The following is a 26,256-nucleotide window of genomic DNA, read 5'->3' as shown; positions in this document are numbered from 1 at the left end:
AATCGTGACCAGACTCTCTCGTCTGCGCCGCCACCCGGTCGCCTCGGCCGGGCTGGCGCTGCTCGGCGCGGCGACCCTCGTGGGCGCCGGCGTCCTCGCCATCGCGCCCGCGTCGGCGTTCCCGGCCCACGGGACCCCCGACCACTCCAACCAGACCCAGACGCCGATCAAGCACCTCGTCGTGATCTTCGACGAGAACATCTCCTTCGACCACTACTTCGGCACCTACCCGAAGGCCGCCAACACCGACGGCACGACGTTCACGGCCGCCGCCGGAACCCCCGCGGCCAACACCCTCGCCAGCAGCGGGACGCTCACCAGCAACCCGAACCTCTACGCCCCGCAGCGGCTGACCCCGGCGCAGGCCCTCACCTGCGACCAGAACCACGGCTACGCCGCCGAGCAGGCCGCGGTCGACGGCGGAAAGATGGACATGTTCGTCCAGAAGACCGAGACCGACACCTGCACCGGTGCGTTCGGCCAGCCGGGCCTGGTCATGGACTACTACGACGGCAACACCGTCACCGGGCTGTGGAACTACGCGCAGAACTACTCGATGAGCGACAACATGTGGGACACCACGTTCGGCCCATCGACCCCCGGCGCGCTCAACCTGATCTCGGGCCAGACCCACGGCGGCACCGCCTACGACCCGAAGACCGGGGCGGTCCTCCCGGCCTCCACGTCGGTCCAGTCCAAGAACGCGGCAGGCGTCGGCACCGTGATCGGCGACCCCGACCCGGTGTACGACGACTGCTCGGACGCCGACCACACGTCCACCTCGGCGCTGGTCGGGATGGCCGGCAAGAACGTCGGTGACCTCCTCAACGCGCGCGGCGTGAGCTGGGGCTGGTTCCAGGGCGGCTTCACGCCGACCACCGCATGGAACGGCCAGGCCGGCAGCTACGCCAAGTGCGACGCGACCACCGCGAACATCGGTGGCGCGACGCCGAAGGACTACTCGCCGCATCACAACCCGTTCTCGTACTACAAGTCCACGTCGAACCCGCACCACCTGCCGCCGACGTCGACCCAGGCCATCGGTCACACCGACCAGGCGAACCACCAGTACGACCTGACCTCGTTCGACAAGGCCGTGGCGGCGAACAACCTCCCGGCCGTCTCGTTCCTCAAGGCCCCGGAGGCCCAGGACGGCCATGCCGCCTACTCCGACCCGCTGGACGAGCAGAAGTTCCTCGTCAACGAGATCAACGCCCTCCAGAAGTCGAAGGACTGGAAGAGCACCGCTCTCGTCGTCACCTACGACGACTCGGACGGCTGGTACGACCACGTCGCGCCGACCGTGGCCAACGGCTCGAACGACGCGGCCGTCGACTCGGCGGTCTGCACCAACCAGACGAAGATCGCTGGTGGCTACGCGGACCGCTGCGGCCCGAGCCAGCGCCTGCCGTTCCTGGTGGTCTCGCCGTGGGCGGCTCAGAACAAGGTCGACCACACCGCGATCGAGCAGACCAGCCCGCTGAAGTTCATCGAGGACAACTGGGGCACGAGTCGGATCGGCGACGCGTCCTTCGACGCCCGCGCCGGCTCGCTGAACGGGCTGTTCGACTGGAGGCACCCGCAGCAGCGCGAGGTGCTGCTCGACCCGGCCTCCGGCGCTGTCAGCGCGGTCATCCCGACCCACGGCCACAGCGGCCGGCCCTAACCGCACGCAGTAACCCACCCCGAGGGGCACGTTGTTGTCACTTCCACGCCAGGAAAGTGACAACGACGTGCCCCTCGTCGCTGCGTACGGGTGGCGAGCGGCGCGGCTCAGGCGAAGTGGGACGCGACGAACGCGAGCTGGGCGGGCGCCTCGCGCCGCCAGTAGTCGAGGTCGTGGCCTCCCGGGGTGAAGCCGCCGGCCGGCCGCGGGTGGAGGCCGGCGACGTAGTCCTGGACGTTCGGGCAGAAGCCGTCTCCCGTGCCGCACTCCACGCGCAGAGGGATCCCGGCGAGCGCCGCCTCGTGGCCGAACGGCATGTTCGCGGCGAAGTCGGCCGCGCCGTCGAACGCGCCGTGGGCGGCCTCCTTCGCGGTGTGCCAGATCGCCGGGCTCTCCGCCACCACCGACGCGACCCGCGCGGCGCCCATCAGGCCGGCGACGTGGAGCGCGCCGTAGCCGCCCATCGACCAGCCGAGGAAGGCGACCTTCGTCGTGTCCAGGCCGGCCTTCGCCAGGAGCGGGATGAACTCGCCGGACAGCATGGCGGCCGCGTCCTCACCGGTGGCGCGGCGATGCCAGTAGGTGTTGCCGCCGTCCGCCGACGCGACGGCGAACGGCCGCGCGCCGTGCTGCACCGCCTGGGCGAGGAAGCGGTCGAGCCCGAGCCCGGATCCGAACGCGGAGCCGTGGTCGCCGCCGAAGCCGGGCAGCGCGATCAGGACCGGGAGGGCGTCGCCCGGCGTCGACCCCGGCGGGTAGCTCACGGTCCAGCCGACGGTCGTGCCGAGCCGCGCGGCGGAGACGAACGAACCGCTGACGGCCGGCCCTGGAGTGACAGACGGGATGCGGCCGGGCGTGCCGTTCAGGCCCAGGAGCCTGTGCAGCTCCGAGCGGCCGGGCAGGAGTCGCTCCTCCACGGCGAACGCCGCACCTCCGCCGAGTACGCCGAGGGCGGCGACACCGATCCCGGCGCCGATCAGGGTGCGACGCGCGACGCTCATGCGCTCACCCTAACGGCGCTTGACCCTCACACCGTGTCAGGCTGGATCGTGGCCTCCAACATGTACACCATCGGAGAATTCGCCGCCATCGGGCGGGTCAGCGTCCGGATGCTGCGGCACTACGACGCCATCGGCCTGCTGCCGCCGGCGCGCGTGGACGAGGGCAGCGGCTACCGCCGGTACTCGGACGCGCAGCTGGCGAGCCTGCTGCTGATCGTGGAGCTGCGACAGCTCGGAATCGGCCTCGACGCGATCGCCGCCGTGCTCGCGTCCAACGACCCGCGGCCCGCCCTCACGGCGGCGCTGCGGCAGCGCCGGGCCGAGCTGGCGGCCGGCATCGCCGACGACCGAAACCGGCTCGACCGTCTGGAGCGACGCCTCCGCCTACTGGAAGGAACAGAGATCATGACGACACCCGTCGAATACCGCCCGCTGGAGCCTGTCACCGTCTACGCCGTCAGCGGCACCGCGCCCGGGATGGGCCCGGAGCTGGTCGGCCCGATGGTCGGGCCGCTCATCGGCTCGCTCGACCAGGCGCTGGAGGCCGCGGGGCGCCCGCTGCTCGCGCCGTCCGTGTTCTGGTACGAGGCCAGGGACGACGAGCGGCTGGAAGTGCACATCTCCTACCCGGCCGAGACCCCGCCGCGACCCGGCGACGGCTACGAGGTCGTCGACCTCCCTGCCGTCCCGCTCGCTGCGACGCTGCTGCACCGCGGCGACATGACCGGCATCGGGGACTCGTGGATGGCGCTGATGGAGCGCCTCGCCGCCGACGGCTACCACGTCACCGGCCCCACCCGCGAGGTCTACCTCGAGGCCACCGGCCACGAGCCCGGCCCCGACTGGCTCACCGAGCTCCAGGCCCCCGTAGCCCCCACCTCCTGACCAGCTCATCGATTCCGGAGTTGTGTACACCGCGGCCCGGCGTGTCGCGTACACAACTCCGGAAAGGATTGTGTGGGGGGTGGGGGTGGGACCCGGCCGCCGACGCCGATGACATGCCGGCGGCCGGGGGTCTGTGGGGCTAGAGGCCGCGGGCGAGGCGGTAGTAGGCGGCGTTCCAGTCGAGCTCGCGGGAGAAGGCGCGGAGCGTCGTGTCCTCGTCGATGATGAGGAGCTCGGTGCGGGCCATGCGGGCGAAGTCCTCGAACGCCTGGATGCCGACCGCGGTGCTCATCACGGTGTGGTGGGCCGCGCCGGCCTCCAGCCAGGCGGTCGCCGACGTAGTGAAGTCGGGGGCCGGCTTCCACACGGCGCGGCCGACCGGGAGCTTCGGCAGCGGGGCGGTCGGCTCCACGACCTCCACGACGTTCGCCACGAGCCGGAAGCGGTCGCGCATGTCCGACAGCGCCACGACCACGGCCGGGCCCGGGTCGGCGGTGAAGACCAGGCGCACCGGGTCGTCCTTACCGCCGATGCCGAGCGGGTGGACCTCCAGGGTCGGCTTCGCGCTGCTGAGCGACGGCGAGACCTCCAGCATGTGCGCGCCGAGGATGCGCTCGTCTCCGGGCGTCAGGTCGTAGGTGTAGTCCTCCATGAGCGACGCGCCGCCGGGGAGGCCCGCACCCATGACGTTCGCGGCGCGGACCAGGATGGCCGTCTTCCAGTCGCCCTCGGCGCCGAAGCCGTAGCCCTCCGCCATCAGGCGCTGCACGGCGAGGCCCGGCAGCTGCTTCAGTGCGCCGAGGTCCTCGAAGCTGGTGGTGAAGGCGCCGAACCCGCCCTCCTCCAGGAAGGACCGCAGCCCGACCTCGATCGCCGCGCCGTCACGCAGCGACTGGTGACGCTCGCCGCCGCGGCGCAGCTCGGGGACGACGTCGTAGAGGTGCTCGTACTCGGCGACCAGCGCGTCCACGGCGGCGTCGGAGGCGGCGGCGACCGCGTCGGCCAGCTCGTTCACGCCCCAGGTGTTGACCTGGACGCCGAACCGCAGCTCCGCCTCGGTCTTGTCGCCCTCCGTCACCGCCACGAAGCGCATGTTGTCGCCGAAGCGGGCGAGCTTCAGGGAGCGGGTGGCCGCGTGGCCGGCGGCGGCGCGCGTCCACGTGCCGATGCGTTGCGTGACGGCCGGGTCGCTGACGTGACCGACGACCGTCGTGCGCGGCACCCCGAGCCGGGTCTGGATGTAGCCGAACTCGCGGTCGCCGTGCGCGGCCTGGTTGAGGTTCATGAAGTCGAAGTCGATCTCGCCCCACGGCAGCTCGACGTTCGCCTGCGTGTGGAAGTGCAGCAACGGCTTCTGGAGGGCGTCGAGGCCGGCGATCCACATCTTGGCGGGGCTGAAGGTGTGCATCCACGCGACGAGTCCGATCACGGCGTCGTCGGCGTTGGCCTCCAGCACGATGCGGCGGATGGCGTCGGCGTCGGTCAGCACCGGCTTCCAGACGACGCGGACGGGCACGTCGGCGGACGCGCCCAGCCGGTCGCTTATCGCGCGGGACTGCGCGGCGACCTGCGCGAGCGTCTCCGGTCCGTAGAGGTGCTGGCTGCCGGTGAGGAACCAGACCTCGTAGTGGTCGAGGGAGGTGGTGAGCTTCGGCATCAGGCGAGGGAACCTTCCGGGTTCTGTCCGTAGACGTTCTGGTAGCGGTCGAAGAGGCTGTCGATGGCCTCCTGCGGGAGGGGGACGAGCGGTCCGCCCTGCCGTGCGATGTGCACGGTGCGGGCGACGTCCTCCGTCATGACCGCGGCCTTGACGGCGTCGCGCGCGTCGCGGCCGATCGTGAAGACGCCGTGGTTCTGCATGAGCACGGCCCGGCTGCGGTGGCCGTCGAGGGTGGTGACGATGCCGCGGCCGATGGAGTCGTCGCCGATGATCGCGAACGGCCCGACCGGGATCGGGCCGCCGAACTCGTCGGCCATCGCGGTGATGACGCACGGGATGGGCTCGGCGCGCGCGGCCCACGCGGTGGCGTAGGTGGAATGGGTGTGCACGACGCCGCCGACCCCGGGCATGCTCCGGTAGACGTAGGCGTGGGCGGCGGTGTCGGAGGAGGGGGACCGGTCACATCCAGCCGAGCCAGGGACGACCTCGCCGTCGAGGGTGCAGAGGATCATGTTGTCCGGAGTGAGGTCGTCGTAGCCGACGCCGCTCGGCTTGATGACGAAGAGGTCCTCGCCGGGGACGCGGCCCGAGATGTTCCCGCCGGTCCAGACGACGAGGTCGTAGCGGACCAGCTCGGCGTGGAGGGCGGCGACCTGCTCGCGGGTGCGGCGGGTGGCGGGGGACTCGGGGGTGGTCATCGGGCGGCTCCCTTCAGGGCGATGGCCGCGACGGCGGCGCGCTCGGCGGCCAGGCCGTCGTGGTAGCGGGCCAGGTACGCGGCGAAGCCGGCGACGTCCTCCGCGTCCGGCTCCACGGTGTCGACGGTGAAGCCCCCGAACACGTCGCGGTCGAGGTAGACGTCGAGTGGCGTGCCGGAGCGGGCCGCCCGCAGGTACGCGGCGAGCACGGCGACGCCCCACGCCCCGCCCTCCGACGCGGTGTCGGCGACGGACACCGGCGCATCCAGCGCTCCGGCCAGGAAACGCTGCGCGACGCCGGCAGTGCGGAACATCCCGCCGTGCGCGAACATCCGGTCGAGGGCGGCGCCCTCCGCGTGCAGCACGCGCATCCCGAGGGCGAGCGTCCCGAAGACGCCGTAGAGCTGGGCGCGGGCGAAGTTGGCGAGCGTCAAACGGCTGTCGGGCGTGCGGACGACCAGCGGGCGCCCCTCGTCCAGGCCGGTGATCGGCTCGCCGGCCAGGTAGTTGTAGGCGAGGAGGCCTCCCGCGTCCGGCTCGCCGTCGAGGGCCTCGCGAAACAGTGTCTCGAAGACCGCGTCGGGGGCGACCGGGGCGCCGGCGGCCTCTGCGAACCTCCCGAACAGCCCGGCCCACGCCGACAGCTCGCTCGCGCCGTTGTTGCAGTGCACCATCGCGACGGCGTCGCCGGCGGGCGTCGTCACCAGGTCGAGCTCGTGGTGCGCCTCGGCGAGCGGGCGCTCCAGGACCACCATCGCGAAGATGCTCGTGCCTGCGCTGACGTTACCGGTGCGCGGGGCGACCGACGCGGTGGCGACCATCCCGGTGCCGGCGTCGCCCTCCGGCGGGCACAGCGGGATGCCGGGCTGGAGCTCGCCCGACGGGTCGAGAAGGAGGGCGCCGGCGGGCGTGAGGTCTCCGGCGGCCTCCCCGGCGACGAGGACCTCGGGAAGGAGGTCCCGCAGGGCCGGCAGCGTCGCCCTGTCCCGCACGAGGCCGTCGTAACGGGCGACAAGCTCGGCGTCGTAGGTCTTCGTGGCGGAGTCGATCGGGAACATCCCCGACGCGTCCCCGACTCCGAGCACGCGGCGACCGGTGAGGCGTTCGTGCACGTGGCCGGCGAGCGTGGTGATCGAGTGCAGGCGCGCGAGGTGGGGCTCGGCGTCGAGGACGGCCTGGTGGAGGTGCGCGATCGACCAGCGCAGCGGGATGTTGACGCCGAACAGCGCGCTGAGCTCGGCGCTCGCGGGGCCGGTCGTCGTGTTGCGCCAGGTGCGGAACGGCGCCAGCAGCTCCCCCGCGGCGTCGAAGGCGAGGTAGCCGTGCATCATCGCGGAGACGCCGATGGCGCCGAAGGTCCGCGGCCGGACGCCGTGGCGCGTCTCCGCGTCGGCGACGAGCGCGGCGTACGCGGCCTGGAGGCCGGACCAGACGGCGTCGAGCGAGTAGGTCCACACGCGGTCGGCGAACTCGTTCTCCCAGTCGTGGGAGCCGACGGCCAGGACGGTCGCCGGGTCGTCGGCGTCGACCAGGCAGGCCTTGATCCGGGTGGAGCCGAGCTCGATGCCGAGCGCGGTGCGTCCGGCGACGAGGGCGTCGCGCTGGGTGTTCATGGTTCTCTCACTCCGTTGTGACCGGTCACATGTGATGGAACGAGTGTAGACGATCCCCTGCGGGAGGTGTCAAGCCGAGTCGCGCACCACCAGCACCGGCGCCACCGGCGCGTCGAACGCCAGCTCGCGTCCTTCGATCAGCGCCACCAGGCGCGCGACGCCGCGGCGGCCGAGCTCGGCGAAGTCCTGCCGCACCGTCGTCAGCGGCGGCGCGAAGTACGCGGCCTCGGGGATGTCGTCGAATCCGACGACCGCGAGGTCCTCCGGGACCCGGCGGCCGCGCTCGCGCGCCGCGTGCAGCAGCCCGAGCGCCATCTGGTCGTTCGACGAGAACACCGCGGTCAGCTCGGGGTCGTCGAGGAGCTCCGCCCCGATCGCCGCACCGGACGCAGCGGTCCAGTCGCCCTCCCGCGAGACCACCGGATCCCGCCCGGCGGCGGCCAGCTCGGCCAGGTAGCCGTCGCGGCGCGCCCGCGCCTCGGACCAGTCGCCGGGGCCGCTGAGGTGCGCGATCCGGGTGTGGCCGCGCGCGAGGAGGTGCCGGGTGGCCAGCCGGGCGCCCTCCACCTGGTCGACGAACACGCCGTCGTCGCCCGCGACCCCGGCTCCGTGCAGGGTGACGGACGGGACCGCCAGCGAGAGCGCGGTCATGGCCTCCTGTACGGCCCGCTGCGGGGCGATGACGATGACGCCCTCCACCGACTGCGCGCCGAGGTGGTCGACGGCCGCGCCGAGGTCCGCCGGGTCGAGGGAGGCCGCGTGCGCGACGGTCACGAAGTATCCCGCGTCGCGCGCCGCCCGCTCGACGGCGTCGATGCTGGAGGCCGGCCCGAACAGCGAGGACGCCGACGACGCCAGCACGCCGATGGTGCGCGAGCGCGCGGTGGTGAGCATGCGCGCGGCGCGGTTCGGGCGGAAGTTGAGGTCGGCCATCGCCGCCAGCACCCGCTCGCGCGTCTCCGGCCGGATGCTCGGGTGGTCGTTGAGCACGCGCGACACGGTCTGCCGCGAGACGCCCGCCGCGGCCGCGACCTCCCGCACGCCCGGCGCGCGCCCGCTCTCACTCACATCCACACCCTACTGGCCGTCGGATGCGCCCGCCGCCACTCCGCCGAAGGGCACATTGTGGCCCTTATTCCGGCGTTTTAGGGGCGTTTACGTGCCCCTCGACGAAGGTGGGACCTCAGTCGATGAGGTCGAGGGCGGCGAGGCGCTCCAGGACCGCGTGACCGGCGGGCGGGCAGCGGTCGGCGTCGGCCGTCGTCACCCAGTGCACCGCGTCCACCTCACCGGAGGGCGCCGGCTCGGCGTCCGTCTCGGCACGGAACACCCGCATCTGCACCTGCCGGCCGTCCGGCTCCCCGTGGGCCTGCGTCCGCACCTCGAACAGCTCGGCCAGGGCGTCGACGTCGAGCGCGAGCGCGACCTCCTCCTCGGCCTCCCGCGCCGCCGCCTCGGCCGCGGTCTCGCCCGGGTCCACCTTGCCGCCCGGCATGTAGTAGACGTCGCGCCCGCGGGAGGTCACCATGAGCACACGGCGGTCGCGCACCACCGCGACGGCCGACACCAGCAGCGGGGCCAGCGTCATGACTCGACCAGCATCTTGAGCCGGCGGAGTCCCTTCTCGAAGTCCGGGCCGACCAGCTTGTCGAGGTTGAAGAACCGGCTGAAGAACGTCCGCGCGCTCTCCATCCGCCAGATCACGCGCGTCCGGTCGCCCTCCTGCGTGAGCAGGAAGCGCACGTGGCTGCTCGACTTGAACGGCCGCGTGAAGTCGAGCGCGACACCGACGCCGTCGGGCTGCACGGACTCGATCCGCATCTTCCCCGCCCCGGCCTTGCGGTTGCCGCTCCACTCGTAGGTCGAGCCGACCGCGCCGGGCTCGCCGGTGTACTCGCGCTTCATGGCGGGGTCCATGCCCTCCCACGGCGACCAGTCCACCCAGCGCGGCAGCTCCGCGATGTGGGGCAGCAGCGCCTCGGGCGTGGTCTGGATGGTGTCGGTGCGTTCCACGACGATGGTTCCGGCCATGCGCACACCTTAGCGGCATGGCATGATCGGGCTGTGACCGGGCGAACGATGCTCCTCGACAGCGCATCCCTCTACTTCCGCGGGTTCTACGGCGTCCCCGACACGGTGCGCGCGCCGGACGGGACCCCGGTGAACGCGATCCGCGGCTTCCTCGACATCATCGCGAAGCTCGTGACCGACTACGGGCCGGAGTCGCTGGTGGCCTGCTGGGACGACGACTGGCGGCCGCGCTGGCGGGTCGACCTCATCCCGAGCTACAAGGCGCACCGCGTGGCGCGGGAGGTCCCCGGCGGCGTCGACGTGGAGGAGGTGCCCGCCGAGCTCGTGGTGCAGGTGCCGGTGATCCGGGAGGTGCTGGACGCCCTCGGCATCGCGATCGTCGGCGCGGCGCAGCACGAGGCGGACGACGTGATCGGCACGCTCGCCACGGTCACGCCGGGGCCGGTGGATGTCGTGACCGGCGACCGCGACCTGTTCCAGCTCGTCGACGACGACCGGGACGTGCGGGTGGTCTACACGGCGCGCGGGATGAGCAACCTCGAGGTGCTGACGGACGCGGCGATCGTGGCCAAGTACGGCATCCACGCGAACCAGTACGCGGACTTCGCGGTCATGCGCGGCGACTCCTCGGACGGACTGCCCGGCGTCGCCGGCGTCGGCGAGAAGACGGCGGGTGCGCTGCTCGCCGAGTACGGCGACCTGAGCGGGATCGAGGCGGCGGCGGCCGACCCGGCGAGCGCGATGAAGCCCGCGCTGCGGACCCGGTTCGCCGCCGCCGTCGACTACCTCTCCGTCGCGCCGACCGTCGTGGAGGTCGTCCGCGACCTCCCGCTCGGCGACGTCGACGCCCGCTTGCGCGGCCCGGACGACGCGCAGCGCGCGACCCTGGAGTCCCTCGGAGAGCGCTGGGCCCTCGGCGGCTCCCTCGACCGCTGCCTCGCCGCGCTCACCGCCGCCGCCGCTCGCTCCTAGCCCCACCCCCTCCTACAGAAGCGCCGAGGGGCACGTTGTTGTCACTTTTCGCGCGCAAAAGTGACAACAACGTGCCCTTCGGCGGAGCGGGCGAGCGGGGTCAGGGTGCGGCGGGGTCGAAGCGCCAGAGCTCGCGCTGGGCGAGCAGCGCCAGCTCGCGGAGCACGTCGAGGTCGCTGTCCGACTCCGCCGGCTCCCGCGGCGCGCGGCCGAAGACGCACATCGCGCCGATGCGGGTGCCGTCCGGCGCCTCCACCGGGTACCCGGCGTAGAAGCGGAGGTGGGCAGGGCCGGTGACGAGCTCGCTCGCCGCGAACCGCGGGTCGTTCTCGGCGTCGGGCACGACCATCCCGTCCGGCGACTGGAGCGTGTGCAGGCACGCCGACTGCTCGATGGGGATCTCGCGCGGCGACGCCCCGACCGCCGCGATCGGCCACTCCGTGCGGTCGTCGAGCACGGTGAACATCGCGATCTCGGCGCCCAGCGTGCGCTGCGCGGTGCCGACCAGCCCCTCCAACCGGCCGTCCTGCCTGTGCTCGCCGAGCCGCAGCCGGCTGATCGCCGCCACCCGGTCCTCCGCGGTGGAGGTGTGATGCCCGGCCTCGACGGGATGGCCGATCAGGGACGGGGCGAGCTCGTCGGTGATCCAGCGCGCCCAGAAGAGGTAGTCCGCCGGGCTCCTGTGCCGCCCGCCCTCGGGCTTCGGCGACTCGGGCAGCGGGAGGAAGATCGCGCCCGTGTCCGCACAGGCGCGCTCCGCCACGCGGTTCAGCCGCTCGGCGTGCTGGCGCACGAAGTCGCGGAAGTCGTCGTCGAACGGCGGCAGCGACCGGATCGGCTGCGCTCCGAGCCAGGCGACCAGCCCCGCACCGCTGCCGCGCACCTCCCGCAGCAGCGCGGCGACGTGGGCGCCCCACCGCCGGGGTTCGACCATGCGGACCGTGTCCGCGACGGTGGCGCTCAGGATGACGAGGTCGTACCGGCCGGCGCCAGCGCCGCGGACCATCCCGGCCACCCTGTGCACGCCCGCGGTCTCGTGCGTCACGACGTCCACCACGACGCCGCGTCCGGTGGTCGCCGCGATCGCCCGCGCGAGCGCGCCGGGCAGCGCGAGGTCGTGGCTGCCGACGCCCCAGCCGGAGACCGGGCCGGAGCCGGCCAGGAGCACGCGGAGGCTCTGCCGGCCCGCGACGAAGGCCTGCGGGGAGTCCGCCGGGCGCACCAGCGTCTGCCTGACCCCGCCGACGCGCAGGAGCCTCAGCCTCGCCGCGAGCCGCCGCGAGGCGCCGAGCCGGACGTCTTCCACTTGGGTGACGGTATCCCGCCCGCGCGCTGAGCGGCACCCACGGCTCGCCGGACGCCCTCGAGTGGGCGCATTATCCGCCCACTCGGCGGTTTCGAGCGGACTTTGCGCCCAGTCGACGGTTTACGGGAGGGTGTGGCCGGCGAGGCGGAAGAGGCGGTACCACTCCTCGCGGGTCAGCGGCAGGTCGGAGCCGGCGGCGGCCTCCTGCACCCGGCCCGGGTTGGTGGTGCCGAGGACGACCTGCATGTTCGCGGGGTGCCGGGTGATCCAGGCGGTCGCGACGCCGGTCGGCGTGACGCCGTACTTCGCGGCGAGCTCGTCGAGCGCCTCGTTCAGCTCCGCGTACTCTTCGCGGTCGCCGAGGAAGACGCCGTCGAAGAAGCCCTTCTGGAACGGCGACCACGCCTGCAGCGTGATGTCGTTCAGCCGGGCGTAGTCGAGGATGCCGAGGTCGCGGACGACGGACTGTTCCAGCCCGCCCATGTTGGCGGCGACCCCCTGCGCGATGATCGGCGAGTGCGTGATGCTGAGCTGGAGCTGGTTCACCTTCAGCGGCTGCTTGACCCAGCGGCGCAGCAGCTCGATCTGGCCCGGCGTGTGGTTGGACACGCCGAACGCGCGGACCTTGCCTGCGGCCTCCAGCTCGTCGAACGCCGCCGCGACCTCCTCCGGCTCGACCAGGGTGTCCGGACGGTGCAGGAGCAGCAGGTCGAGGTAGTCGGTGCGCAGCGCGGCGAGCGACTCGTCCACGGTGGTGAGGATGTGCTCACGCGAGAAGTCGAAGTACCCATTGCGGATGCCGACCTTCGACTGGATGACGACCTGGTCGCGCTCGGCGGCGGGAATCGCGCCCGCCTCGCCGAACCGGGTCTCGCAGCCGTGGCGCTCCCCGCCGTAGATGTCGGCGTGGTCGAACACGGTGACGCCCGCGTCCCTGGCGGTGCCCACGAGGGTGCGGATCTCCTCGTCCGACAGCGGGCTGATCCGCATGAGGCCGAGGATGACGTTGGAGGCGGGCACAGCGATGTTCGGAAGACTCAGGGTTTTCATAATTCCATCTAACCCCCCGTCAACCCCCTGGCCAGATTCGCGCGACACACTTACCGTCGAGATGCGGGGAGTCGGGGCTCCGCCGAGCGGAGGAGGGGACCGATGACGATGACGCCAGCGGCGAGGACGGCGGTCGAGGGGTTCCGGCAGGAGACACGGCTCGAATCCCCCCAGTCCCACGGTCCCGGGTATATCGTGCACGCGCTCGGACGCGACTTCCACGTCAGCGACGAGATGGCGCGCATCTTCCTCAACCAGGTGGAGCGCGTCGCGGAGTCCGATGCGTCGGCCCTCGTGATCCTGCGCCACGCGCAGGGCGTCGAGCTGCTGATGATCACGGATGCGAGCTCCTTCTCGATCCGCCCGGGGACGACGGCCGACCGGAGCGCCACCCTGGCGGCCTATCCTCGGATGCGTGGATGAGCTGAGCGACGAGGACTCCCGCGACCGGGAGGCCGTCGCCGGCATCCGCGACGCGCTCACGGAGGCCGTGCGGCGTTTGACGGAGGCTGGCGCCCGGGACGAAGCGCTCGCGGTCCTGGTGCCGCGGCGCCGCACGTTCGGCATCCCGCGCGAGCCGGTGCTGCGACCGGAGGGGCGGGTCTGGCGGCTGGGCGTGCTCCTGCTCGGCCGCGACGGAACGCTGTTCGCGACCGGTCGGCTCGTGCGGGCGACACCGCCCGGGCGGACCCAGTACGTGTCGGTGTCGGCGCAGACCCGGCGCGCGTACCGCGCGGCGGCCGAGCGCGGGCATTTCCGCGACGGCGAGACGGTGGACTTCGACGCGCCGGAGATCGAGCTGACCGTGGAGGCGTTGCGGGCCGCCACGGGCCCGCTGCTGCTGCGGGACGGCGAGGCGCTCGTGCGGTGGAGCGCGTCGTCGGAGCAGACGGTCGGCTTCCCCGCCTACCTGGCGGAGCGCGTCGACCTGCTGGCGCACCCGCCCCAGGGGGCCTGAGCCGGTCAGGGGGCCTGAGCCGGCCCAGTGGCCCGAGGCGGGTCCGCCCTCACGCCTCGGTCGGCGTGGTGTCCGCCTTCTTGCCCGTGACCTCGTCGAGCTTGTCCGACGCCTTGCCCACAGCTTCGGTGACCTTGTCGCTGAGGTCGGAGGCGGCCTGACCCGCGAAGTCGCGGACGCCGTCCTTCACCTGCTGCACCTGATCCGAGCCGGAGAAGCCCTGCCACTTGTTCCGCATGTTCTCGTACGTGCCCCGCCCGGCCCGGGAGCCGATCATGAACCCGACGGCGACACCTGCCACAAAGATGATGACCTTCATGGGCTGCACCGTACGCGCGCCGCGACGACGGCACCAGGAGCAGAATGGCCGGGTGACGGAACCGATGCAGGACACCGACGACGCGGTGGCACGCTTCGAGCGCGCAGCGGCCGTGTGGTCCGAGCGCGCCGGCGCCGTGCCCGTCCCCGTGCCGCCCGAGCTCGCCGCGGCGCTGCTCGTGGAGGGCGCGAGCGACCGCGCCGCGTGCCGGGAGGCCTCCCGCCTGCTCGGGGTCGACCCGGCCGCCGCGGGGGTGGCGATCCTGCCGATGGGCGGCGCGATGAGCGTGCGCCGGTTCGTCGGGATGCTGCGCCCGGCGCACCTGAGGCTGCACGGATTGTGCGACGCCGGCGAGGCGGCCTTCTTCGAGCGGGCCGGGCTGGACGAGGCCTCCGTGTCGGTGTGCCGGCCCGACCTGGAGGGCGAGCTGCTGCGGGCGCTCGGCACCGAGCGGGCGGAGGCCGCGCTCGCGCGGGAGGGCGACCTGGGACTGTTCCGCACGTTCCAGCGGCAGCCGGCGCAGCGCGAGCGGCCGGTGCTCGCCCAGTTGCACCGGTTCCTGGGCACGACCTCCGGCCGCAAGGAGCAGTACGGGCGCGTCCTCACCGAGGAGCTGGCGCCGTCCGAGCTGCCCACGCCGCTGCGGGAGGCCGTCGAGAGCGTGCTGCGCCCCTAGGCTGGTTCGCATGCCCGCCACCTCCCCCGAGCTGCTCGACCGTCTCGCCCTGCTGTTCGCCGCGCGCGACCGCGAGAACATGGGGCCGACCATCGACGCGTTCCTGGCGGTGCTCGCCGAGCATCCCGACGACCCGCACGTGCTGTACGAGGTGGGTGGCTCCTACGACACCGCGGGCGAGGAGGAGACGGCGGCCGGCTACTACGAGCGCGCGCTCGAGGTGGGGCTGGAGGGCGACACCCGCCGCAAGTGCCTGCTGCAGTACGGGAGCACGCTGCGCAACCTGGATCGCTTCGACAAGTCGCTGGCGGTGCTGGCCCGAGCACGGGACGCCTTCCCGGAGTCCGAGTCGGTGCGGGTCTGGCACGCGCTCTCGCTGCACGCCGCCGGACGCAGCGACGCCGCGGTCGCGGAGCTGATGGAGCTCGCGGCCGACCGCATCCGCACCCCCGACCTGCTGCGCTACGAGGCCGGCCTCCGCGGCAACGCCGAGTACCTGCGCGAGCTCGACGCGAACATTCGGCACGAATCGCGCCTCTGAGCGCGCCAAAGGCGACATTCGGCACGAATCGCGAGTGAGTCAGGCCAGGAGTGCCGCGATGACCAGCAGCACCGGCACCGCGAAGAGCGTGGTCAGCAGCACGATGTCGCGTGCCACCGGCATCCCGCGCTCGTAGCGGGCGGCGAAGTTGTAGACGTTCTGCGCGGTCGGGAGGGCGGCGAGCGCGACCGCCGCGAACAGCGCGTGACCCTCCAGGCCGAACGCGAACCGTGCCACGGCGAAGGCGACCAGCGGCATCCCGACCGACTTGAGGAGCACCGCGGTCGCGATCTCCGCCCGCCCGTGCCCCGCCTGGAGCGGCCGCGACCCGTGCAGCGACATCCCGAACGCCATCAACACGAGCGGCACCGCGGCGCCGCCGAGCAGCTCGAACGGCTGGTAGACCGCGGCCGGGATCGGGATGTGCAGCACGTCCACGAGGATGCCGAGCAGGGAGGCGATGATCATCGGGTTGCGCACCGGCTGCGTCAGGATCGACCACAGCGACACCGTCCCTCGACTGGTGATGTCGAGCACCGTGAGCGCGATCGGCGCGAACACGATGAGCTGCAGCAGCAGCACCGGCGCCACGTACGACGCGCTGCCGAGTACGTAGACCGCGACCGGGAGGCCGATGTTGTTGGCGTTGACGTAGCCGGAGCCGAGCGTTCCGATGGTCGTCTCCGCGGCCGGCCGCCGGAAGAACAGCCGCGACAGCAGCAGGAAGAGGCCCGCCGCGGCTACCGCGGCGATGGCGGCGACGACGAGCTGGGTCGAGAACACGACCTTCAGGTCGGCGTGCGCGAGGGTCACGAACAGGAGCGCCGGGTTGGTGACGAAGAACGCGATCCGGTTGAGCACGTACGGAGCGGTGGGTCCGCCGACCCGGAACCGCCCGGCGAGGTAGCCGACCAGGATGACGAACGCGATGATCCCGAACCCGGTCAGCACTCCAGCCATCGCGTCGGCGTCTCCTCTCGTCCCCCCTGGACGATCGTGTCAGGAAGTTCGCGGATCGCGTGCATCCGCGCGCCGCCGCGCCACCACCAGCACCCCGATCCCCGATCCGATCAGCGCCCCGATGGTGTTCGCAATCACGTCGTTCACGGTGCCGAACCGGGAGGGCAGCAGGAAGTGCTGGGTGAGCTCGATCGCGACGCTGCAGAGCAGGCCGGCGAGCGGGGCCACCCACCAGCGGCGGAGACCGGCGATCAGCACGATGAGCAGAGCGGGCGGCACGAAGAACGCCACGTTGGCCGTGAACTCGATAACGTCGTAGGCGTCGAGCGGCCGGATCCCGACGACCTCCCCTGCGCCGAGGAGGCGGAACAGCAGCGGATCGAACGGTCGGTCGACCGGCGCCGGCCAGAGTCCGACGGCGGCGACGAACGCGGTGTACGCCAGGAGTCCGGCGGTCGCGCGACGGCGGGTGCGGCGGGCGGGCATCCACTGAGCGTAGGCGCCGCGCATCGGGAAATCCTGTGTGTCAGACCTCAGGTTCCACCGAGGTCAGCTCCGCCTCGGCCGCCCGCCACGAGCCACGCGCACCGCCACAGCGACCATGATCACGAGGATCCCCGCGGCGAGCGCCGTGACCGCCACGACCGCGCTCGGGAGGCCTCCCACCACGCGCGAGACGGCGATCCAGACGAGTCCCCACGCCGACGCGACCGCGGGGGCCAGCCGGCCGCGGTCCCACACCGCGAGCGCACAGGCCACCACGGCGACCGCCGCGAGGACCACCATCGCCCAGACCTCCGGCGGGAACCCGGATCCGGTGAAGCCGGCCGCCTGCAGCCACGCCGCCAGGTCCGCGGCCGTCGCCACCATGACCCAGCCGAGGTAGAGGCCGACGGTCCCGTCGAGGAGGACGGCGTCGGCGGTCGTTCCGCCCGGCTCGTGCCGCAGCCGGGCGAACGCGACGACGAGGACGACGAGCAGGAGGACGATGACCGGCACGCTCAGCGCGAGCAGCCCCGCCTGCACCGCCAGGATCCAGGCCGCGTTGAGGAGGAGCGAGGCGATCATCCAGTAGCCCACGGCACGCTGCCGGTGGCGTGCGGCCTGCGACGGCAGCGCCTGCCAGATCGCGTAGCCGGCCAGTCCCAGGTAGATCACGGACCAGATGGCGAACGCCGGGCCGGCCGGCGCGAGGAGCGTGGCGTCGGGTCCGAGGGCGCCGCCCGCGACGCGCGGGATGGGGTGGCCTCCGGCGAGCCCGGATCCGTACACCGCGCCGCACAGCGCGACGACGGTCGCGGCGATCACTCCGCTCTGCCGGATGCGGTCGAAGACGGTCGGGTGGGTCACACCGAGCGGCAGCCTTCGGGTAAGGCTGGTCATGGCGTGGAACTTAGACCGAAAACAGGAAAAAGGGTATCCCTTGCGCCGCCGCGGGTTCTAGGGCTTCGGAGGCCGCAGGGACGCGATCACGACCGTCCCGTCGAGGTCGTCGTCGGTCACCACGCGCGCGGCGAGCCCCGCCGCCTCGAACAGGCCCGCAGTGCGCGCCGCCTGTTCGTCGCTGGTCTCGATGACGATCGAGCCTCCCGGCGCCAGCCAGTCCGGACCCTCGGCGGCGATCCGGCGGTGGAGGTCGAGGCCGTCCGCGCCGCCGTCCAGCGCCACCGCCGGCTCGTAGAGGCGCGCCTCCGGCGGCATCAGCCCGATGGCGTCCGTCGGGACGTACGGCGCGTTCACCGCGATCACGGCGAGCGCTCCGTGCAGCTCCGTCGGCAGCGGGGCGAACAGGTCGCCCTCGAACACGCGGGCCGGGTCGAGGTTCGCGCGGGCCGCACGCACGGCGGCCGGCTCGACGTCGGCCGCGTACACCAGCGCCTCTGGCACCCGCGCGGCGATGACGGCGCCGATCGCACCCGCCCCGCAGCACAGATCGAGCACCGTGTCGCCCGGCCGGGTCAGCGCCGCCGCCTCGCGCGCGAGCAGCTCGGTGCGGCGGCGCGGGACGAAGACACCCGCGTCCACGTGGATGCGGAGGCCGCCGAACTCGGCGAAGCCCAGCAGCGGCTCCAGCGGCTCGCCCGCCACGCGGCGGGCGACCAGGGCCTCCAGCTCGTCCGGCGATGCGGCCGCCTCGAGCAGCAGCGCGGCCTCCTCCTCGGCGAAGACGCAGCCCGCGGCCCGCAGCCGGCGGACGATCTCATCCTCCTCGATCGCGCTCACCGGCCCATGCTAGTCGGGAGAGGTCAACCCCCCGGCCGGAACCTTGACCGCTTGCCGTTCCGCACGTATTGATGGGTCATGAAGCGGATCCACTACGCGAGCGGCTCCCTGCTCACCGGCGACGCGATCGCGGACGTGCTGGTGAAGTACGCGGCGGCGCTGGCGACCAATACGGCTGCCGCCGAAGTGCACGCTCCGGCGATCCTCGAGACCGGCGAGGTGGGTGAGGTCGTCATGCTGCTCGGGCCGGCCAGCCAGATCATGGGGGAGACGGAGCACTTCGACGGGCCCGAGTTGCGCGACGACGACTTCGTCAACGGGCTCGAGGACCGGGTCGCCGCGCTCGGTCCGCGCAGAGCGACGTTCGTCAAGCTCGGCACGGAGGGATACGACGACCTCGACGTCGACATGCTGTGAGTGCTGGAACCGACGAAACGACCGGGGGCGAGCCGCTCTCGATACAGGACTGCACTGGTAGAAAGGGGATGGGCGCGTACTATCTGGCGGGAAGAGCAACTTCGGGGAGTAGGACATGCAGGTGTTCCACGTCTATATCGATGAACTGAGGTTCACGTTCGTCGATCGCGAGCCTGTCGAAGAGCTGAAACGGCGGGTGATCCAGGCGAGCCGCAGCGACGGCGACTTCGTGGCCATCACGCAGTCGAGCCGTCCGCCGAGCGAGATCTTCGTGACCAGCCAGACCCGCGTGCGCATCGAGACGGCCAGCATCCCCCGCGAGCCGGCCACGGCCAGCGACCACGAGGAGGACGACTCGTTCTGGTTCGACTTCGACTCGCTGACCTGACGGCCGCTGGGCCACGCAGGACGCGACCGCCGGTCGAGCCGGATTCGCGGCGCGCGCGCGGACTATAGCCCGAGTTCCGGTCTTCCAGTATCGTCGCGAGCATGACCATTCCTGAGGACGAGAACAAGCCGCAGCCTCCCGAGGGCGGCAACACTGCCGGCGCCGTCCCGCCGGTCCCCGAGCCCACCGAGCCGGCCGCCGAGCCCGCTCAGCCTGCGCCCCCCGCCTCCGACGTGCCTCCCGTACCGCCGGTGACGCCGCCGGCCGCCGCTCCCGCCGGCGCTTACCCGCCCGCCCCTCCCGCGCCGCAGGCCGGCGCCGTGCCGTCGCCGCCCGGCGCCTTCCCGTCGTACGCGGCCGTTCCCCCGCCGCCCGTCGCCGCGCCGACCCGCATCCCGACGACCGTCAACACGGCGTTCTGGCTGTACATCGCGAGCGCCGTGCTCAGCGTGATCGGCGGCATCGTCACCATCGCGACCGCGAGCACCGGCCGGGCGGCGATCATCCGCCAGCTCCAGAGCTCGAACGTGAACCTGCACGGGCAGAACATCGACACACTGGCCAACGCGGCGGTCGGCGTCGCGATCGGCCTGTCGGTCGTCACGCTGATCTTCTGGGCCATCGTATTCGTGCTGTTCGCCTTCTTCATGCGGCGCGGCGCCAACTGGGCGCGGATCGTCCTCACGGTGCTCACCGCGGTGTCCCTGCTCAACATCCGGCCGGGTTTCCCGTTCGGCCTCATCCAGGTGATCGCCTCGATCGTCGCCGTCATCCTGATCTGGCTGCGGCCGTCCTCGGCGTGGTTCGCGGCGATCAAGGCGTCGAAGGCTCCGCGCGCGTAGTCACGGTCACGCGTACACTCGCGCCATGAACCTGCGCGACGTGGCCGCGGACCTGTACGGGGTCGAGCCCGCGGAGTTCGTCGCCGCGCGGGCCTCGGCCGCCGCGGGAGCCGACCGCGAGCTCGCCAAGAGCATCAAGGCGCTGAGGAAGCCGACGGCGTCCGCCGCGGCGGTCAACGCGCTGACGCGCCGCGATCCCGAACTGGTCGACCGCATCCTCCAGCTCGGCGACCGGATGCGGGACGCGTTCGCCGCGCGCGACCGGGACGCCATCCGCGACCTGACCCGGGAGCGGCAGCGGCTGCTGCAGCGTGCCCTCCGCGACCTGGGGACGAGCGCGGCGGTCGGCCGCGAAGTCGAGGAGACCCTCCAGGCCGCCGTCGTGGACCCGGTCGCGGCGGCCGCGGTGCGCAGTGGGATGCTGCTGCGCGCGCTCGAGTCGACCGGGGTGGAGTCGGTGGACGTGGCCGACGCGGTCGCGCTGCCGTTGGACGAGGAGTCGCTGGCCGCCGCCGTCGAGCGGAGCGCCGAGCCGCTGGCCGCCCCGGGGCCCGCGAAGGCCCGGAAGGCCGCCCCGCCGCAGGACGACGGCGAACACGCACCCGACACGGGGACCGAGTCCGCCAGCGAGCGCCGCGAGCGGGAGCGCACGATCCGCGCGGCCGAGCGCGCTCTCGAACGCGCGCGGGCCGACGCCGAGTCGCTCGACGACGAACTGGACGCGGAGGTCGAGCGCCGCTCCGACCTGCAGGCCGAGCGCGACGCGATCGAACGCCGCCTCCAGCGCACCGAGGCCGAGCTCAGCGAGTCGAAGGCCGCCGAGCGCGCGCTCCGGCGGCGCATCCCGGAGCTGCAGCGCGCGGTGCGGGACGCCGAACGCGCCCTGGACGACGCCCGCGGCGACTGAGCGGTCCGGTCAGGAAGGAAGGTGCTGTTCGAGTTCGTCCTCGGCCATCACGACCATGCCGCCGGTGCGCTGCGAGGTGTGCATGAGGGCCTCCAGCCAGTGCGGGTTGATCGCGGGGGGCCGGCTGCCGGCGAACTGGAAGGCGAGCGGGATCTCACGGCTGATCCAGAGCGACACACGCCCCGAACCCTGGTCGACGGGGATGTCCCAGTTGAGGAGGAAGCTCTCGTGGCGGCGCAGTTTGGCGACGACCGCGAGCTTGACGTGGCTCAGCACGCGGTCGTCGAGGTCATATTCCTGACCTGCGCCGTAGAGCAGTTTTCCCATAGCTGCAATAGTGCCTTAGATCGACTCCGAACTGCGGCTCGAATAAAGGGGATTGACACACCCTCCCTATCCCGTTAAAGGCGAGGCTCCGACCTCCGGAAGGGTGCGGCCAGCGCCCTCGCCAATCCGCGACCCCGGACGGCGAACAGCACGACCGCCAGCAGCGCGTAGCCGGCCGAGACGATCCAGCGCGCCTCCGTCGACGGGAACACGAAGGTGGCCGCGAACAGCGCGAACAGGGCGACCGCCCACCGCCAGTCGAACCGCAGCGACAGCAGCATGGCGACGCCGAGGAGGGTCTGCGTCACGGTGAGCACGAACTCCTCGGTCTGCCGGCCGTCGAGCGGCAGCGCCCAGCCTCCGCCGCCGATCGCGTGCGCCAGCGGGAGGGTGCCGACGAGCGCCGTCCACTGGTTGACCTTGCTGGCGAGCAGGATGCCGAGGCCGGCCGCCGCCCGGCCGCGCACGACGAAGAGCACCGCGATCACGAACTCCGGCGCCTCGGAGGCGAGCGCGGCGAGCCACTGCACGAGCAGGAAGTCGTCGATCCCGAGCGCGCGGCCGCCCGAGATCAGGCTGTGCGCGAACGGCTCGGCGAGCGCCAGGATGACGAGGGCCGCGACCACGAAGATCGCGACGACGGTCGCCCGTCGCGCGCGCGTCGGCAGCGCGCCCAGGTCGCGGGCGACGCCGACGAGCTCTGGCTCCTCGGTCTCGGTGCGCGCCACGCGGACCAGGTAGTAGACGAACAGCGCCAGGAGGACGACGCCGAGCGCGACGTCGATCCGGCCGGTCAATGGGATGACCATCGTCAGTGCGGACGCGATCAGCAGCAGGCCGAGCTCGGTGCGGTTCTCCCGCGGCAGCGCGATGGCGAACGGTCGGCGCCGCACGTCCGCGTCGGGCGAACGACGGGCGCGCAGCGCGCGGAGCGCCAGGAACGCGACGAGCACGAGGAACGGCCAGCCGAACCCGAGCAGGAGCCGGTTGGACCCCGTCATGTTGGCGGCCGCATACGGGGCCAGCGACGGGTCGGACCCGGCGGAGAACGCGAAGTAGAGGTCGATCGCGTACTCGGGCAGGATCGCGACGACCGCGAGGAGGCCGACAGCGAGGCCGCCGGAGATGTCCAGCTCGGCGGCCTCCCCGGCCCAGGCGAGCGCGAACGCCGCCGCGACGATGGCGAGGCCGAAGGAGAGCATCCCGACGAGCGGCGGGATGTCCACGCCGGTCAGGCGCAGCGCGACGCCCTGGGCCGCGACGGCGACCACGATGCCGAGCGGGAGCAGGAGGCGCACGGCGGGCCGGCGCGGTGCGGTGACGGCGGGGGCAGGGGCGGGGCTGACGGTGGGGGCGGGTCCGGGCATCGGACGGTCCTCTCGCTCGCGCGGCGACCGGGCGCGCGAGGAGACCGGCCACCGCTGACGGGTGGCCGAAGGTCTCGCTCGCCCCGCGGACGCTGCCCGCGAGGTGGCACGCCGGGCCGGGCTTCGTGGCCGGCCAGTATGTCGACGTGCCGCGGGGAGCTACTCCCCTTCGACCCGTCCAGCCTGTCAGCGCGCGCAGTCGAGCGTGGCCCCGGCGGGCGGATTGCCAGCGTTTCGCGCGCCCTAACTCGGCGGCTCGAGCGGCCTGGCGCCGGTGTCAGGCACGCGTCAGGTCAGCGGTGCGTCGAGGAACGCCAGCAGGTGCGGGAGGAAGGCCCGAAGCGCTCGGTCGTCGCCCGCCGCCGCCAGCACCTCCCCCAGGTAGTCGCCGTGCGTGCCCGGCACGATCAGCAGCCGGGCGTCGGGCAACCGGGCCGCGACCGCCACGAAGTGGCCGGCACGGACGACGTCGCGGTCGGCGCCCACGACCAGGGTCGGCGCGGTGACCGAGCCCACGAGTTCGTCCGGGAAGTCCGCGAAGCCGAGCATCAGCGCGCGGTCGAGCTCGAACATCCGCCTGGCGTGCTCCGGGTCGCGGCTCACCGCCGCGTCAGCCTCCGCGTACACGGCGGGGAGGTCCTCGAAGCGGCCCGCCTCCAGTCCCTCCCAGAATCCGTCGACCATCGCGTCGCGTCGCAGCGGGGCGGACGCCAGGACCAGCTTGCGCACCAGCGCGGGATGCCGCGCGGCGAGCTGGAACGCGACCTGACCTCCGTTGCTGAAGCCGAGCACGTCGACCGGGCCGACGCGCAGGTCCGCAAGCACGGCGGCGACATCGTCGGCCGACTCCTCGAACGACGGCTCGCGGTCGCCTGCCGGCGTACGGCCGTGCCCCTGCAGCTCGACCGCGAGCACCGAGCGGCTGCGCTCCAGCAGCGGGAGCAGCATCCCCCAGTTCGACTCGATCGTGGAGCCGCCGCCATGGATCAGCAGCAGCGGCGGATGCGGCGAGTCCTCGTCGCCGTGCCATTCGCGATGCAGAGGGATGCGCGTCACAGTGCCAGACGCTACCGCTCGCGCCCGCTGCGCACTACTTCTGCTGGCAATCCGGCAAAAGACGTGCGGCGGACGAGGAGAAGTGATTAGGCTGGTCGGGTTCGCGCGCATCGAATACCAGGCAAGGAGGCCTTCACAGGCATGTCCAATCCACTCGCTGTCGCTGCGCTCGGCTTCTGGCACGTCCACGGCAAGGATTACGCCCGCGACGCCCAGGAGCATCCCGGCACCACGCTCGTCGCCATCTGGGACGACGACCCCGAACGCGGCCGCGAGGCCGCCGAGAGGTTCGGAGTCGAGTTCGTCGCCGACCTGGACGAGCTGCTCGCCCGTGACACCCTCGACGGCGTCACGGTCACCACCTCCACCGACCAGCACGTCGACGTGATCTCGCGCGCCATCGCCGCGGGCAAGCACGTCTTCACCGAGAAGGTGCTCGCCGCGACCGTCGCGGACGCGGACGCACTGGTGACCGCCGCCGACGCCGCGGGCGTCTCGCTCGTGGTCTCGCTCCCGCGCCTCCACCACGGCTACACCGCCGCGATCGAGGAGGCCCTGGACGCGGGCACGCTCGGCGAGCTGGCCTACAGCCGGGTGCGCCTCGCACACGACGGCTGGATCGCCGGCTGGCTGCCCGACCGGTTCGGGAACCCGGCGGAGGCCTACGGCGGCGCCCTCACCGACCTCGGCTGCCACCCGATCTACCTGACCCGCCTCTTCCACCGCAGCGAGCCGCAGCGGATCACCGCGACGTACGCGAGCCTCACCGGCCGGGAGGTCGACGACAACGCCGTGGTCACGGCCGAGTTCGACGGCGGCCGCATCGGCGTGATCGAGGCGAGCCTCGTGCAGACCCCCGGCGACTTCACCATCGAGCTGCGCGGCACCCAGGGCGCGCTCTCGTACGGCGGAGCAGCAGGCGGGCTCTTCCTGAACACCGGAGACGGCTGGCAGGAGCTGACGGTGCCCGACGACGGCGCAGGCGCGTTCGACGAGTGGGTGCGGCGCATCCACGACGGCAGCAGGGCCGACGCGAACCTCGACCACGCACTCGCGCTCACCCGCGTCGTGGTCGCCGCGAACGCCTCCGCCGCCGAGGGCCGCCCCGTCGCGCCCCTCCTGACGCCCACGCGCTAACTCCCCCCTCGCCAAACCATTCACCGCCGAGGGGCACGTAAACGCCCCTAAACGGCACCTTTTGGGGCGTTTACGTGCCCCTCGAATCAGCTTTTGGAGACTTCTATGTCCAGCACCACCGTCCGTATCGGACTCATCGGCGCAGGCGGCATCGCCGGCGCGCACGTGGAGGGCTACCTCCGCAACCCCGACCTCATCACCTTCGCGGCCGTGGCCGACCCGGTGCGTGAGAGCGCGGAGAACCGCGCCGCGGCGTCCGGCGCGGCCGTCTACGCCGACTACCGCGTCATGCTCGCCGAGGCGGACATCGACGCCGTCGACATCTGCCTCCCGCACCACCTGCACAAGGACGCCATCGTCGCCGCGGCCCGCGCCGGCAAGCACATCCTGTGCGAGAAGCCGCTCTGCCTGACCCCGGAGGAGGCCGCCGAGGTCTCCGCCGCAGTCGAGGAGGCCGGCGTCACCCTGATGTGCGCGCACAACCAGCTCTTCCTGCCGGCCGTCGCCCGGGCGAAGGAGCTGATCGAGTCCGGCGCGATCGGGCGCGTCTACGAGGTGCGCACCACGGACTCGTTCTTCAACGACTTCGACCCGGCGAACATGGGCTGGCGCGCGCACGCGTCGACCTCGGGCGGCGGCGAGCTGATCGACACCGGCTACCACCCCACCTACCTGCTGCTGCACCTCGCCGGCGGCGCCCCGGTGGAGGTCACGGCGATGCTGGCAACGCACCGCCTGTCGTTCATGGAGGGCGAGGACTCCGCGACCGTACTGGTCCGCTTCGACAACGGCGTGATCGGCACCGTGGTCACGAGCTGGGCGTACGAGGCGGCGCCGGGCACCGAGAAGTTCTCGGCGGTCGGCGAGCTCGGCAGCCTGACCTCCGACGGCACGACGCTCACCCTCAGGAAGCGCGGGGAGGCCGAGCCGACCGTGGTCGAGCTGGAGCCGGTGCACGAGTTCGGCGAGGAGCTGGGCCACTTCGCGCGCAGCATCCTCGACGGCACCCGCCCCCTGCACACGCAGAAGGAGGGCATCGAGGTGCTCGGCATCATCCTCGGCGCCTACGAGTCGGTGCGCACCCGCGCCGTCGCCGCGATCCCCGCCCTCTCCCCCACCCGCTGACCGCCCGCCGAGTACGCGATAAATCAGCCGGAAACAGCGGCGGTTTCAGTCGGTGGATGCAACGAGGAGTTCGTTGAGTCTTTCGGTTGGATTCTGCCAGTTGAGGGTCTGTCGGGGTCGAGTGTTGAGTT

Annotated in this window: 30 protein-coding genes; 13 read left to right on the top strand and 17 right to left on the bottom strand. The window is 72.5% G+C overall.

Translation table 11 applies throughout. The features are described from left to right. Positions 1-4: 4 nt before the first annotated feature. Complete coding sequence (locus tag ACFQ9V_RS08200; RefSeq protein ID WP_382458675.1) at positions 5-1,666, top strand: phospholipase C; 1,662 nt, start codon at positions 5-7, stop codon at positions 1,664-1,666. Positions 1,667-1,773: 107 nt separating this feature from the next. On the opposite strand, the gene ACFQ9V_RS08195 is transcribed toward ACFQ9V_RS08200, so the two are convergent. Further along, the gene (locus ACFQ9V_RS08195) at positions 1,774-2,667 is read right to left on the bottom strand and encodes an alpha/beta hydrolase (RefSeq protein ID WP_382458674.1); all 894 of its coding nucleotides are present in this window, start codon (positions 2,665-2,667) and stop codon (positions 1,774-1,776) included. Positions 2,668-2,700: 33 nt separating this feature from the next. On the opposite strand from ACFQ9V_RS08195, the gene ACFQ9V_RS08190 reads away from it, so the two are divergent. After that, positions 2,701-3,552, top strand: coding sequence for a MerR family transcriptional regulator (locus ACFQ9V_RS08190; RefSeq protein WP_382458673.1), 852 nt, complete (start codon positions 2,701-2,703; stop codon positions 3,550-3,552). A gap of 139 nt (positions 3,553-3,691) precedes the next feature. Here the strand turns inward: ACFQ9V_RS08190 and araA are convergent, their stop codons facing one another. The 6 genes from araA to ACFQ9V_RS08160 all read right to left on the bottom strand — a co-directional run bounded on the left by araA (position 3,692) and on the right by ACFQ9V_RS08160 (position 9,554). Next, a complete protein-coding gene (araA, locus tag ACFQ9V_RS08185; RefSeq protein WP_382458672.1) occupies positions 3,692-5,209 on the bottom strand; it encodes an L-arabinose isomerase in 1,518 nt (505 codons plus the stop codon). Continuing rightward, positions 5,209-5,910, bottom strand: a complete 702-nt coding sequence (locus ACFQ9V_RS08180; RefSeq protein WP_382458671.1) for an L-ribulose-5-phosphate 4-epimerase — start codon at positions 5,908-5,910, stop codon at positions 5,209-5,211. Before ACFQ9V_RS08180 ends, araA begins: the two co-directional genes overlap by 1 nt. Continuing rightward, positions 5,907-7,523, bottom strand: coding sequence for a xylulokinase (locus ACFQ9V_RS08175; RefSeq protein ID WP_382458670.1), 1,617 nt, complete (start codon positions 7,521-7,523; stop codon positions 5,907-5,909). The genes ACFQ9V_RS08180 and ACFQ9V_RS08175 overlap by 4 nt, the downstream gene beginning before the upstream one ends. A 69-nt stretch (positions 7,524-7,592) precedes the next feature. Further along, positions 7,593-8,591: a LacI family DNA-binding transcriptional regulator gene (locus tag ACFQ9V_RS08170; RefSeq protein WP_382458669.1), complete on the bottom strand. Its 999-nt coding sequence runs from the start codon at positions 8,589-8,591 to the stop codon at positions 7,593-7,595. Positions 8,592-8,706: 115 nt separating this feature from the next. Continuing rightward, the gene (locus ACFQ9V_RS08165; RefSeq protein ID WP_382458668.1) at positions 8,707-9,111 is read right to left on the bottom strand and encodes an NUDIX domain-containing protein; all 405 of its coding nucleotides are present in this window, start codon (positions 9,109-9,111) and stop codon (positions 8,707-8,709) included. Then, positions 9,108-9,554: an SRPBCC family protein gene (locus ACFQ9V_RS08160; protein WP_382458667.1), complete on the bottom strand. Its 447-nt coding sequence runs from the start codon at positions 9,552-9,554 to the stop codon at positions 9,108-9,110. Before ACFQ9V_RS08160 ends, ACFQ9V_RS08165 begins: the two co-directional genes overlap by 4 nt. Positions 9,555-9,587: 33 nt before the next feature. Here ACFQ9V_RS08160 and ACFQ9V_RS08155 point away from each other — a divergent pair, with 33 nt between their 5' ends. Next, a complete protein-coding gene (locus ACFQ9V_RS08155; protein WP_382458666.1) occupies positions 9,588-10,526 on the top strand; it encodes a 5'-3' exonuclease H3TH domain-containing protein in 939 nt (312 codons plus the stop codon). A gap of 100 nt (positions 10,527-10,626) precedes the next feature. On the opposite strand, the gene ACFQ9V_RS08150 is transcribed toward ACFQ9V_RS08155, so the two are convergent. Together ACFQ9V_RS08150 and ACFQ9V_RS08145 are read right to left on the bottom strand one after the other, a co-directional pair. After that, positions 10,627-11,832 (bottom strand): GDSL-type esterase/lipase family protein, encoded by a 1,206-nt coding sequence (locus tag ACFQ9V_RS08150; RefSeq protein ID WP_382458665.1) that lies wholly within the window; start codon positions 11,830-11,832, stop codon positions 10,627-10,629. 120 nt (positions 11,833-11,952) lie between these two features. Next, positions 11,953-12,882 (bottom strand): aldo/keto reductase family oxidoreductase, encoded by a 930-nt coding sequence (locus tag ACFQ9V_RS08145; protein WP_382458664.1) that lies wholly within the window; start codon positions 12,880-12,882, stop codon positions 11,953-11,955. Positions 12,883-12,984: 102 nt separating this feature from the next. Here ACFQ9V_RS08145 and ACFQ9V_RS08140 point away from each other — a divergent pair, with 102 nt between their 5' ends. Next, positions 12,985-13,305: a TetR family transcriptional regulator gene (locus tag ACFQ9V_RS08140; protein WP_382458663.1), complete on the top strand. Its 321-nt coding sequence runs from the start codon at positions 12,985-12,987 to the stop codon at positions 13,303-13,305. Then, positions 13,298-13,840, top strand: a complete 543-nt coding sequence (locus ACFQ9V_RS08135) for a hypothetical protein (RefSeq protein ID WP_382458662.1) — start codon at positions 13,298-13,300, stop codon at positions 13,838-13,840. The genes ACFQ9V_RS08140 and ACFQ9V_RS08135 overlap by 8 nt, the downstream gene beginning before the upstream one ends. Before the next feature lie 49 nt (positions 13,841-13,889). Here the strand turns inward: ACFQ9V_RS08135 and ACFQ9V_RS08130 are convergent, their stop codons facing one another. Beyond that, positions 13,890-14,159, bottom strand: a complete 270-nt coding sequence (locus ACFQ9V_RS08130; RefSeq protein WP_382458661.1) for a hypothetical protein — start codon at positions 14,157-14,159, stop codon at positions 13,890-13,892. A 52-nt stretch (positions 14,160-14,211) separates the two neighbouring features. Here ACFQ9V_RS08130 and ACFQ9V_RS08125 point away from each other — a divergent pair, with 52 nt between their 5' ends. Together ACFQ9V_RS08125 and ACFQ9V_RS08120 are read left to right on the top strand one after the other, a co-directional pair. Continuing rightward, a complete protein-coding gene (locus tag ACFQ9V_RS08125; RefSeq protein WP_382458660.1) occupies positions 14,212-14,835 on the top strand; it encodes a TOPRIM nucleotidyl transferase/hydrolase domain-containing protein in 624 nt (207 codons plus the stop codon). A gap of 10 nt (positions 14,836-14,845) precedes the next feature. Continuing rightward, positions 14,846-15,376 carry a tetratricopeptide repeat protein gene (locus tag ACFQ9V_RS08120; protein ID WP_382458659.1) on the top strand — a complete coding sequence of 177 codons (531 nt, stop codon included), beginning with the start codon at positions 14,846-14,848 and terminating at the stop codon, positions 15,374-15,376. 39 nt (positions 15,377-15,415) lie between these two features. Here ACFQ9V_RS08120 and ACFQ9V_RS08115 read toward each other — a convergent pair whose 3' ends face one another. Genes ACFQ9V_RS08115 through ACFQ9V_RS08100 form a run of 4 tightly spaced genes read right to left on the bottom strand, consistent with a single transcriptional unit; the run spans position 15,416 to position 18,559 of the window. After that, complete coding sequence (locus ACFQ9V_RS08115; protein WP_382458658.1) at positions 15,416-16,336, bottom strand: AEC family transporter; 921 nt, start codon at positions 16,334-16,336, stop codon at positions 15,416-15,418. A gap of 39 nt (positions 16,337-16,375) precedes the next feature. Continuing rightward, on the bottom strand, positions 16,376-16,846 hold the full coding sequence (locus ACFQ9V_RS08110; protein WP_382458657.1) for a VanZ family protein: 471 nt from the start codon (positions 16,844-16,846) through the stop codon (positions 16,376-16,378). Positions 16,847-16,885: 39 nt separating this feature from the next. Then, positions 16,886-17,719, bottom strand: a complete 834-nt coding sequence (locus ACFQ9V_RS08105; protein WP_382458656.1) for a TspO/MBR family protein — start codon at positions 17,717-17,719, stop codon at positions 16,886-16,888. Between the two features lie 57 nt (positions 17,720-17,776). After that, a complete protein-coding gene (locus ACFQ9V_RS08100; RefSeq protein WP_382458655.1) occupies positions 17,777-18,559 on the bottom strand; it encodes a putative protein N(5)-glutamine methyltransferase in 783 nt (260 codons plus the stop codon). 78 nt (positions 18,560-18,637) lie between these two features. Between ACFQ9V_RS08100 and ACFQ9V_RS08095 the strand changes: the two genes are divergently transcribed. From ACFQ9V_RS08095 to ACFQ9V_RS08080, 4 genes are all read left to right on the top strand, one after another. After that, complete coding sequence (locus ACFQ9V_RS08095) at positions 18,638-18,976, top strand: hypothetical protein (RefSeq protein WP_382458654.1); 339 nt, start codon at positions 18,638-18,640, stop codon at positions 18,974-18,976. Positions 18,977-19,091: 115 nt separating this feature from the next. After that, positions 19,092-19,364, top strand: a complete 273-nt coding sequence (locus tag ACFQ9V_RS08090) for a hypothetical protein (RefSeq protein ID WP_382458653.1) — start codon at positions 19,092-19,094, stop codon at positions 19,362-19,364. Positions 19,365-19,465: 101 nt separating this feature from the next. Next, entirely contained in the window at positions 19,466-20,206 is a 741-nt protein-coding gene (locus tag ACFQ9V_RS08085; protein ID WP_382458652.1) for a hypothetical protein, read from the top strand. 25 nt (positions 20,207-20,231) lie between these two features. Beyond that, entirely contained in the window at positions 20,232-21,113 is an 882-nt protein-coding gene (locus tag ACFQ9V_RS08080; RefSeq protein ID WP_382458651.1) for a hypothetical protein, read from the top strand. A 9-nt stretch (positions 21,114-21,122) separates the two neighbouring features. Here the strand turns inward: ACFQ9V_RS08080 and ACFQ9V_RS08075 are convergent, their stop codons facing one another. From ACFQ9V_RS08075 to ACFQ9V_RS08065, 3 genes are all read right to left on the bottom strand, one after another. Then, entirely contained in the window at positions 21,123-21,440 is a 318-nt protein-coding gene (locus ACFQ9V_RS08075) for a hypothetical protein (RefSeq protein ID WP_382458650.1), read from the bottom strand. Between the two features lie 74 nt (positions 21,441-21,514). Then, positions 21,515-22,807 (bottom strand): sodium:proton exchanger, encoded by a 1,293-nt coding sequence (locus ACFQ9V_RS08070; RefSeq protein WP_382458649.1) that lies wholly within the window; start codon positions 22,805-22,807, stop codon positions 21,515-21,517. A gap of 288 nt (positions 22,808-23,095) precedes the next feature. Further along, the gene (locus ACFQ9V_RS08065; RefSeq protein ID WP_382458648.1) at positions 23,096-23,863 is read right to left on the bottom strand and encodes an alpha/beta fold hydrolase; all 768 of its coding nucleotides are present in this window, start codon (positions 23,861-23,863) and stop codon (positions 23,096-23,098) included. Between the two features lie 141 nt (positions 23,864-24,004). Here ACFQ9V_RS08065 and ACFQ9V_RS08060 point away from each other — a divergent pair, with 141 nt between their 5' ends. Further along, a complete protein-coding gene (locus ACFQ9V_RS08060; protein WP_382458647.1) occupies positions 24,005-25,000 on the top strand; it encodes a Gfo/Idh/MocA family protein in 996 nt (331 codons plus the stop codon). Between the two features lie 105 nt (positions 25,001-25,105). Then, entirely contained in the window at positions 25,106-26,125 is a 1,020-nt protein-coding gene (locus tag ACFQ9V_RS08055) for a Gfo/Idh/MocA family protein (RefSeq protein ID WP_382458646.1), read from the top strand. Positions 26,126-26,256: the final 131 nt, after the last annotated feature.

This window comes from Leifsonia sp. NPDC056665 (assembly GCF_042791795.1).
Classification (GTDB): domain Bacteria; phylum Actinomycetota; class Actinomycetes; order Actinomycetales; family Microbacteriaceae; genus Leifsonia.
The sequence above is the reverse complement of the archived record's forward strand: the minus strand, read 5'-3'. Positions and strand labels throughout refer to the sequence as shown.